This window comes from Ruminococcus sp. B05, assembly GCF_003628495.1.
Classification (GTDB): domain Bacteria; phylum Bacillota; class Clostridia; order Lachnospirales; family Lachnospiraceae; genus Schaedlerella; species Schaedlerella hominis.
In genome coordinates, this window is the sequence record NZ_RBZR01000054.1 from 1 (window position 1) to 3238 (window position 3238).

Annotated in this window: 1 protein-coding gene and 2 pseudogenes; all 3 read right to left on the bottom strand. The window is 41.2% G+C overall.

What is annotated here, in order from left to right:
• Nucleotides 1–113: 113 nt before the first annotated feature.
• A pseudogene (locus D8Q48_RS16875) lies at nt 114–2465 on the bottom strand (DUF87 domain-containing protein); the annotation flags it as partial.
• Nucleotides 2443–2814 carry a PrgI family protein gene (locus D8Q48_RS16880; protein WP_121057381.1) on the bottom strand — a complete coding sequence of 124 codons (372 nt, stop codon included), beginning with the start codon at nt 2812–2814 and terminating at the stop codon, nt 2443–2445. The pseudogene D8Q48_RS16875 and the gene D8Q48_RS16880, both read right to left, overlap by 23 nt.
• Before the next feature lie 23 nt (nt 2815–2837).
• Nucleotides 2838–3113 (bottom strand): annotated as a pseudogene (locus D8Q48_RS16885) (hypothetical protein); the annotation flags it as partial.
• Nucleotides 3114–3238 lie beyond the last annotated feature (125 nt).

Here is a 3238-nt window from a genome sequence, read left to right on the forward strand (position 1 = left end):
CGGGTCAGACAGGAACTTCCCCTGTCAAATCGAATATAGAGTTCAGATTTCATTAGAAATCTGTCTTGCTTTGTTCCATATTTCTATGGAGATTAACAAGAAACAAAGCGCACATCCTGAACAATCAACATGCCAAGTTTTTTAAGCTGTTTACCAAGGTCTTTAATATCGAAACATACCAGACGATTATTCAGTTCTACATTTGTGCGGTGATTGAACACCTTCAGGGAACCATTTACATAGATTTCCAGTGCAGTTGCCAGCCTCTGCGACTCTGCCTCTTCCTGTTTGCGAAGCAGATTATATAAATCTTCCAGGATTGGCATTTTCTCCGGGACTGGATCAGCAAGATAGTCCTGATATACCAGACGTACACATCGGTCAATGATTGTTTTTTCCACTGGTTCCAGACCATTTTTCCCTCCTACTACCAGTTCACAAAGCGAAAGGATAAAATCTGATTTCAGAGATAGCGGATCGTCATCATCCGCATAATTGATGTTAATGTCCATTGGATTGATGTAATCATGACTGGTCGGAGAAATACGGATAACCTGCCCGTTAAATGCCCGGACTAACGGAAAATATTCTCCCTCCGGATCACAGATGATAATGTCGTCTTTTGTGACAATAAATACATTGGTAATCTCTCTTTTTGCTGCAAAGGATTTACCAGATCCAGGAGTACCAAGTATCAGCCCATTTGGATTCTTCAGCCTTTTCCGATCTGCCATAATCAGGTTATTAGACAGGGCATTTAACCCATAATAAATAGATTCTCCGCCCATAAACAGTTCCTGCGTTGTAAATGGGACAAAAATAGCTGTCGATGTGGTAGTCAATGCCCGCTTGATCGGAATCCAGTTTCTTCCAAGTGGCAAACTGCTCATAAGGCCCTGTTCCTGCTGATAGTCCAGTCTTTTTAATGCACAGTTATATTTCTGTGCGATACCTGCCGTCTGGAATACCACATTTTCCAGTTCCTGTTTATTTTTTGCTGTATTTAAAAACACAACCGTCACAAGAAACATTCTTTCATTTCTCGACTGTAAATCTTCCAGAAGCCTTTTCGCCTCTCCACCATATGTGTTCAGATCAGACGGAATAATATCCATATCATATCCGGAGCGTACCGCTTTTTTCTGTTCCTCAATTTTCATGCGGTTAATGTCCGTAACCTTACTTTTAACCAATTTGATTGCTTTCATCTGGTCAATGGACTGAATATGCAGATTAACAAGCAGGTTACAGTCCATTTCCAGAAATTCAGCAAGCATTTTATCCGTCAACTCTGGTGCCAGAATCTGCAGATAGGATACTGCTCCGATGGTATCTCCCATCTGAAAATCCTTTCCATTTTTGAACAGGAAACTGGATGGAGCAATATAATCCTTTGTATTCAGCCCGGTACGCAGCATATCATCATAGCTGAACCTGAATGGCACTTTGACATTCTGGTTGAATGTTTCATACATGATCTGCAAACGCTCTACACCATTTAACGGATACGCAGATACCCCAAAAACCTTAAAATTATTGAGTATATCTGTTTCAATACGTTCCAGTTTTGGTTTTGCTTCCCGGATATTGTCAGCTTCAATTCCAAATGTAATGTACTTGGTTCTGACAAGACCATTATTTCCTTTTGCCAACTGATTTCTAAGCATCTGGGCAAATTCCATACGCAGATTATCAAAACTGTCATTCTGCTTTTTAATACGGATCACATCTTCATATTCCATCATGTTGCTGTGATGATTGATAAAGGACAACTGAAAATGGATGGTGCTGTCAAAATAATTCAGGAAATCACACCAGTTCTCAAAAATTGCATTTTTATCCTCATTCTGTGCTAACTGATAGTTGATATCATAAAAACGAATCGTCTTTGAATAATACCCATCCTCCACACGACAGATTCCGTCTTTTCCCATTTCTCTATATGGGATGGACTGCTGTGCGGTAATGTTTTTCCCTTTATTTCTATTGTCTTTATTCGTGCTTGATATTTTCTTTGCAGCACCTTTTTCCTCGCTGGATTTTACAGAACCCGGCGGCTTTGCCTTTTTTTTATGCTTTTCTTCTTTCTTTGCCTGTTTCTGTGCCGCCTTTTCTTCACGAGCAGCCTGTTTTGCCGCCTGCTTCGCAAGTTTTTTCTCTTCCTTTTCGTGTGCCTTATGTAATTTCAGTTCATATTTCTGGGCTTTTTTCCAGGCACGTTTTTCCCGTCTGCTTAATTTACGTCTTGGTCTGCGAACACCTCGGTGTCGCTCCAGTGCTTCATACCCAGTAACCATCGGTACTCCCGTCAAACGCTGTCTGTCCTTTGCATAATTTTCTGCCTCGTCCGGATCAAACACTGGTAAACCATCAGCAGAATCCTCTTCATCCAGCCACCAGTCATCCGGATGGGAAAATTCTTCTGTCTGCTCTGGAAGATTCTTATCGTTTCTTAATTTTTCCACGAACGGTACCTCCTTTCGCTTTTGTCAAAATTTTCTTTTTTTCATAGAGGTTTTCCACCTCATATTTCCGTACCGGGGGACGGATAAATTTTACTGTAATCACGTTTTTGAGGACTTTCTCCAAAGGAAGTCCATCTTTCTCATACATAGCAAATAAAAAAGCCGGAAGCATCAACAGACACATCCCGGTTGCCGCATTACTCGAACCAATCAATTCCCTTGACAGGAAATAAAACGGAAGCCCTACTGCCGCTGCAATACCAAGGCAGATAAGCTGTCGTTTTGTAAGGTTGAGAATAATTTTATTTTTTACTTTTGTCAGATCTTTTGGTACTGATACAAAAGCCATTTTCATCGTCTCCTTTTCCACATTTAGTGTGCATTAAAGATGCTCTTTGAGAAATTAGCTGTTTTCATAAGACTGAAACACAGTATCACTGTATATGCCATTACACTGAGCAGTGCCGTATGCACATTGTCGGATACCTGTATGTTTGCAACCAGCACAGAATAAATGCCCACGCATACCATGATAAAAAATCCCTGAAATGCCAGTGCAAACAATCCTCTTAAATAATTGCTGCCAATCTGTCCCCATTCCCGGTTGCTCATAGTGGCAAATGGGATTGCACCGATTGACGAATACAGTAGGGTAAGAACCCAGCGCCTTACCATATCACTATGGCAGGTTTCCGAGAACTCCCCTCCGAACCGGACTTACACCTCTCGATGTATCCGGCTCTCCAGATGTCAGTCTAATTTCCCAGCGTGTA